Genomic DNA, 7,391 nt, shown 5'->3' with positions numbered 1-7,391 from the left:
GGGAATAGGGAATAGGGAATAGGGAATAGGGAATAGGGAATAGGGAATAGGGAATCCCTGCGTCTCCCCATTCCCCGATTCCCCGATTCCCAAGAGGGTATTAACGAACGGTTTCTAAGCTGCGGATTTTGGTGTCAAATTTATCGGTTAACAGACTTAAAATAGTCCGTTTGCGGACTTTAATGTTGGCACTAATATCCATCCCGGCTTGCAAATCCAATTGTTTATCATTAATGGTGAAATACTGTTTATCCAATTGAATTTTGGCTGGGAATGCATAGAATGGGCGGACTTGCGTCGGCTCTAGGGCATCTGAGCCAATCCAAGTCAGAGTTCCTTTAATGGTGCCAAACTCAGAAGAGGGGAAAGAGGAGACATCTAACTCCACTTGCATCCCTTCATCGACAAAACCAATATCCTTGTTTGGGATATAAACTTCAGCAACCAAGGCATCATTGGGAACAATGGAGAGTAGGCGCTCTGTGGCTTGGGCTACGTGTCCTGTCCCGGCTTGTAAATCAAATACCACACCACTAACAGGCGCTCTCAATTCCTGATAACCCAGAGCCTGTCGAGCTTTGATCAGTTCTCCTTCAACTTCGGCTAACCGTTTCTTGGTCTCAATTTTAGCGCGGGCCAGTTGGGAATCGATTTCAGCAATCCGGCGTTGGTTATCGGCCACCCTAGTTAAAATATCCTTAGCAGAAATGGCGATCGCATTGGATACAGCTTCTTGAGATTGGGCTTTTTCTACCCGCAACCGTTGTTCCTCAATCTCGAGTTGTTCAATTTCCCCTTCTCTAGCGAGCAACTCGTCCTGATAGCGTAGCACTTCCTGTTCTTGGCGATCGTATTGGAGTTGGGATAGGGCCCCTTCTTCAACCAAGGGACGAATGCGGTCTAGGGTTTTCTCATTAATTGCTAGGGTTTCTTCGGTTTTTTGAATCCGATTAGAGATGGCACTCGCTTGGCGTTGGGTACGGTTAATCTGTTTATCCAACTCAGCAATTTTCAGCCGAGCCGCTTCTACCCTTGATTGATACTCAGCACGCGAAGCACTCAAGAGTCGGTCTTGGTTACTATTAAAGGCACTACTGACCGCTTGATTTGGGTTATAGCCATCGAGTTGAGCATTAAAGTATTCGTTTTCTGCCAAGAGGGTTTGACGCAAACTAGCTAAAGAGGCTAACTCTGGAGGACCACTTTGGATATTTCCACCTGAGAGAATGCGATCGTAAATCTCTATTTCTTCTTTCAGAGTAATTTCTTGCTTGGTCAGCGATTCAATATCCGCTTGGGGGGCTGTGGGGTCAAAGGTAATTAATAGTTCTCCTTCTTGTACCACATCCCCATCTTCAATCAAGATTTCCCGCACCATTCCACTGGTAGGGGATTTCACTTCATTGACCGATCCTTGGGGTTCGAGTTGTCCTTGGGCAGGAACCGCCTGTTCTATTTCGGCGATCGCCGCCCAAGCAATTCCCGACGACGTAATCAACAGGAGCAGCCACACCAGGACTTGAGACCAAATCACCGGCCGCTCTAGCAATATGGGTTGTTCGATATAGGTTTCTGTGTATTTGGCTTGTGTTTTCATAAATCTTGGTAATGGGTAATGGGTAATGGGTAATGGGTAATGGGTGATATTCTCCATTCCCCCATTTCCCTACAACTGGGAGTCCTGTTGCTCAAACAGACAGTAATACCGTCCTTTGAGAGCCATCAGTTCAGCATGGGTTCCCTGTTCAACAACGGAACCTTGATCCATCATAATAATTACATCTGCATTGCGCACTGTCGTTAAGCGGTGCGTAATAAAGAAGACCGTTTCTCCTTTGAATGTTTGGGCCAGATTTTGGCACACTTGTCGCTCACTATCATAGTCTAGGGCAGAGGTGGCTTCATCAAGAATTAGTAAGTGAGGTCTTTGAAGGACAGTACGGGCGATCGCAATCCGTTGCCTCTGTCCCCCAGATAAATTCGCCCCTCTCTCGCCCACAACCGTGTTATATCCTTGGGGCAAGGACATAATAAACTCGTGAGCTACCGCCACTTTCGCTGCTTCGATAATTTCCTGCTCCGTAGCATCGGGGTTCGCCAAAGCAATATTTTCTTGCACTGAACCATTAAACAAAAGCGTATCTTGGAGAACCACCCCAATTTGCCGACGCAGGGAGTACAGCTCTACCTTACTCACATCTAACTGGTCTACCAGGATACGGCCAGAACCTGGTTCATATAACCGTTGCAGCAGTTTCATCAGCGTGGATTTACCGGAACCACTTTGGCCGACAATTCCCACAAACTGTCCTTGGGGAAAGTCTAAATTCACATTCATCAGTTGCCAGGTATTCGCGCTGGCAAACCGGAAGGACACATCTTCATACTTCACATGGCCATGAATAGGAGGCATGGAAATATTGGAACGGTTCGCTTCATCGGCTTCTGGATTGGCATCAAGAACATCAGAGAGTCGTTCAATGGATAGCCCAGTTTCCTGGAAACTTTGCCACAGTTGAATCAGGCGCAATAGAGGGGAGGTTGTATAACCCGCAATAATCCGGAAGGCAATTAACTGTCCCAAGGTAAAGGGGTTATCCGTCGAGGCAGTTGTCAGGACCATTTGTGCTCCAAACCAGAGAATTAATAGTCCAGAGAGTTTATTCAGGAATCCGCTAATGGAACCAGCGGTACTAAAGGTGAGAACGGAGCGAAACCCAGATTTAATATATTTGGCGTATCGTTCTTGCCATTGCCAGCGGGATTTTAGCTCAATATTCTGGGCTTTTACTGTTTGAATCCCGGATAGCACTTCTACCAGATAGGATTGCACGTCAGCGTAGCGTTCGGCTTTGTGGCGCAGTTGGCGGCGGACAATAGGCGAAGCAACGATGGTTACCAGGGCAAACAGGGGAACGGTAGCCAGAGCAACGAGGGAGAGCTGCCAGCTATAGACAAACATCACGGCGATGTAGACCACGGAGAAGACGGCATCGAGAACAACGGTGAGGGCTGTTCCGGTGAGAAATTGACGGATATTTTCTAATTCGTTAATCCGTCCAGCCAGTTCCCCAACCCGTCGGCGGTCAAAGTATTCTAGGGGTAGCCTGAGCAGGTGGGCAATGACTTCTGAGCCGAGTCCCAGGTCAATACGGTTGGTGGTATCGACAAAGAGATAGGTTCTCAGCAGGGTGAGAATGGCTTCAAAGATGGCCACCCCTAGGAGGAATAGACCCAAAATATCTAGGGTGTCGATGCTCCGTTGTACGAGAACTTTATCGATAATCACCTGGGTGATTAGGGGGTTCGCCAGACCAAAGAGCTGGACGAAGAATGAGGCGATAAAGACTTGGATCAGGATGCCCCGATATTTAATTAGGGCAGGGACAAACCAACTTAGGCCAAATTTTTCCCGTTGTCGGTCTGGGGGGGACTGGAGCAGCAGCACTTGTCCTTGAATTACGCCCCATTCTTCGGCAAAGTCGGCAACTCGCCTGCGGGTAATGCCTTTTTCGGGCACTGCCATGACCACTTCTCGTTCGTTGATCCGGTAGAGGATGGCAAAGCTTTGGCCCCAGGGAATCATGGCGGGGCCTTTGATACGGTTGATGGATGCGGCGGGCAATTGCACCATTTGTGCCTGTAGTCCCATCATTTCGGCGATCGCCCCACAAACCGTTAAGGAGATTTGCCCAACACTTCGCAGTTGATTTTCTAGGACTTTGCGAATCACATCCCGACGGAAGGAGACTTTCATGAACTGGCTCAACATCTTGAAGCAGGCCATGGGGGCATCGATTTCGCCTTTGCCGCGTACAAAGGGATAGTTGATGCGATCGTCATTGCCTTGTTCGAGTTCGGGGATCTGTTCTGGAGCGCGACTGATATCGACTCCACTGTCTTCTCCCTCTAGCTGTTTCCTAGGGGATAGGGTGCTAATGGGGGCTTTTTTCAGGGGTGGCTTGACCGGAGTTGGTGAAACAGTCTGGGGCCCCGTGGGAGGGGCAATGGGGTCTTCTGTTTCTTGGAAGAGGTCAACCGCTAATAATCTGGCTCCCCATCTGCCTTTAATGGGTAGTCTTTGATTGGGTTGTTCGGCCAGGTCATTCAGAGGGACATTTGAGCCGGCAGTAAAGTCGCCTACGGTTCCACTACTGACGAGCCACAGGCGGGAGGGATTGAGGGTATTAATCAAATCCCTGACTTGCAGGTTGCCAGAGGGTAAGTTAACCGCCGTGGCATGGGCGATCGCCTTAAATGTCAGTTCTTTTAAGTCTGCCGTCCCATCGGCTCTGCGACCGAGTTCCACACTCAGTAGTTCAAAGACCTCACTGATGGAGACCTGTTGAGCGAGGCTCTCTCTAAATTGGGGTTCGCGATCGATTAAGTGCAGAAAGTCTTGGGCATCTACAGTAATACAAATAACTTCCGTGGACGCGAGGGCCGTTTCACACCCACTCTGGCGAAACAAACTGGCCCATCCCATCACCTCTCCGGGTTCAGCTCGTTTTAAGCTCACCGTGGTTTGTCGCCGTTGGTCATAGCCTAAAATCCGCACTTGACCTTGATAGAGGATAGACACTTGAGCGGGCACTTTTTCCCGAATGATAATCGGTTGCCCGATCGCATAGCGCAACAGTTTACATCCAGAGGTTAACTGCTCTAAGCTACTGGGATTAAGCTGATCGAAGGGATGGACTTTGGCTAAAAATCCCTGGATTTGAGAAGGCGAGACAGCTTGAGTCATATCAATTAGAAATTAAAAATTAGAAATTAAAAATTGGGTTTCATCGGTTTTCTTGTTCGTCAGATGACCAGAGGGAGCGGATAGGCCCTAGTTTTTGGACTTCTTCTCGCATCCAGAGTTCAAATAATTCATCAATTAACTGTCGTCTCATCGCATCATCAAATTTGGCAGGAATGAATTTTTCCAACCGGACGATAACATACCATTCTCCTAAATTCCGGGGCGGCCAGAGTTGAGCTGGCTGGGAAATCGAGAGCAGTTTGGCCAGGATGGGGTGGGGAGTCGAGACGGAGACCGGTCCTAACACTCCTCCCGTATGAGCCTCAGGCCCTTGGGAGTATTCGCGGGCTAGATTGGCAAAACTTTCTTCTTCTTCTTGAATCCGAAAGTAGATTTCTTGGGCTAATCCCAGGTCTTTGGTGCGAATCAGGGAATATACGACCTGATCGAGGTGGGTTTTGCGACTGAGAAAGTAGGATTCAACTTTATTGCCCCAATTGGCTTGTTTAAATTTTTCGATCAGCAGGGGACGGATGGACACTTCTTGGAATTGTTCGGCATTCATGCCCTGATTTTCCAGCCAAGCCGCTTTGTCTTCTGGAGTGGTGAATTTCAGTTGACTGTGGACGGATTTGAGGGCAGTTTCAATTTCTTCGGGAGTGCAGGAGAAATCGGCGATCGCCCGATCAATCACTAATCCGCGCACCACATGGGGCATTAATTGATAACGGGTGAGTAGTGTTAAAATTTCATCCGTTTGAATGACTCGGTTGCCGACTTGTAGAATTTCTACCATTGGTTCTCATCAATAAGCGATCGCAGTTAAATTAGATTTGGCCGGTTTCCTTCTCCCCCCTCCTGTCTATAGGACAGTTTCCGCAAGCGGACATGAACAGGTTAATGGAATTGGGCGCTTCCCATGAAGGGCAAAACCCTTTAGTTTTTTTAATGATACAGACTTCCAAAATAGGATAGCATCCCGATCGCAATTCAGCGCGAATTTGGGCAGGGGATAGGGAGATGGACGAATGAAGATACGCGGTGATGCGCTGAAATTCCCTATTCCCCATCCCCCATTTTATCCCGACGCTCTAAACTCTCCTGTGCCTTTTCCTGGCAGGTATGTAATACTGGATCGTCAGGTTGCATCCCTAAAGCGAGATCGCACACTTCAAGAGCTTCGCGATCGCGTCCTAAATTCAACAGGGAAATCGCCTTATTTTTCCAAGCTGCATAAAAACTCGGTTCTAGATTCAGCGCTTGTTCAAAACTCGCCAAAGCTAACTCAAAGTTCTGCAATTGAAACTGAGCCATTCCTCGGTTATACCAGGTTTGCTCATCGTTAGGGTTAACCGTTATTGTGCGATCGTAGGCCGCGATCGCCTGTTCAAATTTCTGTAACTTAAATAATAGATCTCCTTTCATGGCCCAGGCGATCGCTGACTGAGTATTTAAACTCAGTGCCCGATCCACATAGGCGATCGCCCCCCGTAAATTTCCCTGTTCCTCCTGCTCCACACTCGACTTCATCAGCGCCCTCATCTTCAACTCCTGTAATACCTCCTCTGGTTTATTCGTCTCAATACCCATCTGTTGTGCCAACCGTTGCACCATCTGGGGTCGTAATTGCAACAAATGCAATACCCCTGACAAACTATTCAAAGAAGGTAACTCTAGACGGGGTTGAGGACGTTTCTGAGGGGGTTGAAGATTCTCTTTAGGCTTCTCTTGGGGTTCAGGAGGTTTAGGAATCGGAAGTTTCTCGATCGCTGGAGGCTCTAGCACCACCGGTTTTTCTTCCACTACCGAGGGTGACTCGTCTACCTGCGGTTCTTCGATGACTTCCGGCTCTGCTTCTCTGGGGCGCTCCAAAAGAGCCAAACCAATTTCACGGGAACATTGTCCCAAAGGTCTAGGATAAACGTTTGCTAACTTGACCATCCGTTGAGCTAACTCCAGATTAGGCGAACGAGACCCTAAAACCCTTTCACCAAAGCGCTCTAACCATGCCAACCATTCTTCTTCAGTTGTGCGCTCTTGCCATTGGCTAAAAAATTGATTGATTTCTTTGAGGCTCCATCCTTGGGTATTTACCCCTTCCAGAAGCTGATTAAACAGGAATTCATAGTGAGTATAACTGAGGGGCGGTTTTTGAGAGGAATCAGCACTAGCAACTGAAGCCCTGCGTAGCTTCTTCGAGATCTGTTGCCACCATTGAGATAAACGAGCAATCAGACTTCGCCATACTTTCCGCCAATCTACCATATGAGGAATTTATGTGAACGACGACGTGTAAGCGCACCCGTTCTTGCTGGTGGGTTCGCTGTTTCAACTCTAGACCAAGCTTGTTTTTCAACACAATCGGAGCGGCGGGATTTGAACCCCACTCTCAGATTATAGCTAACGCTATTTGAATGGCTAGAAGCTTTGCCAAATCTTCCTTGTAGAACCTTGAAAGGAAAATAGGCAGAAAATAGGCAGATGTCTGACAATTACACTAAACAGGCATGGTCTCTGGTGAATGAGTATTTCCACTCGAACTCCATTGAGCCATCCAAGTATGTTGACCACGAATTGGTGAGGCTTTACCTCAAAGCTTGCCAGAGAAGTACCCCGAAGGGAGTAAGCATTAGTCTCCAGGGTA

At 48.1% G+C, this 7,391-nt stretch carries 4 protein-coding genes; all 4 read right to left on the bottom strand.

What is annotated here, in order from left to right:
* Positions 1 to 100: 100 nt before the first annotated feature.
* Positions 101 to 1,597, bottom strand: a complete 1,497-nt coding sequence (locus tag AC3A14_RS23395) for a beta-barrel domain-containing protein (RefSeq protein WP_318733336.1) — start codon at positions 1,595 to 1,597, stop codon at positions 101 to 103.
* 69 nt (positions 1,598 to 1,666) lie between these two features.
* Positions 1,667 to 4,747, bottom strand: a complete 3,081-nt coding sequence (locus AC3A14_RS23390; RefSeq protein ID WP_318733335.1) for a peptidase domain-containing ABC transporter — start codon at positions 4,745 to 4,747, stop codon at positions 1,667 to 1,669.
* A gap of 40 nt (positions 4,748 to 4,787) precedes the next feature.
* Positions 4,788 to 5,543 (bottom strand): peptidylprolyl isomerase, encoded by a 756-nt coding sequence (locus AC3A14_RS23385; protein WP_318698002.1) that lies wholly within the window; start codon positions 5,541 to 5,543, stop codon positions 4,788 to 4,790.
* Positions 5,544 to 5,806: 263 nt separating this feature from the next.
* Positions 5,807 to 7,012 (bottom strand): tetratricopeptide repeat protein, encoded by a 1,206-nt coding sequence (locus AC3A14_RS23380; RefSeq protein WP_318733334.1) that lies wholly within the window; start codon positions 7,010 to 7,012, stop codon positions 5,807 to 5,809.
* Positions 7,013 to 7,391 lie beyond the last annotated feature (379 nt).

Source organism: Roseofilum sp., from assembly GCF_982964205.1.
Note: the sequence above shows the minus strand (reverse complement) of the source record. Positions and strands in the feature narration are given on the sequence as shown.

Coding starts and splice junctions, on each gene's coding strand:
- AC3A14_RS23385 (WP_318698002.1), bottom strand. CDS start 5,543: ATGGTAGAAATTCTACAAGTCGGCAACCGAGTCATTCAAACGGATGAA.
- AC3A14_RS23380 (WP_318733334.1), bottom strand. CDS start 7,012: ATGGTAGATTGGCGGAAAGTATGGCGAAGTCTGATTGCTCGTTTATCT.
- AC3A14_RS23395 (WP_318733336.1), bottom strand. CDS start 1,597: ATGAAAACACAAGCCAAATACACAGAAACCTATATCGAACAACCCATA.
- AC3A14_RS23390 (WP_318733335.1), bottom strand. CDS start 4,747: ATGACTCAAGCTGTCTCGCCTTCTCAAATCCAGGGATTTTTAGCCAAA.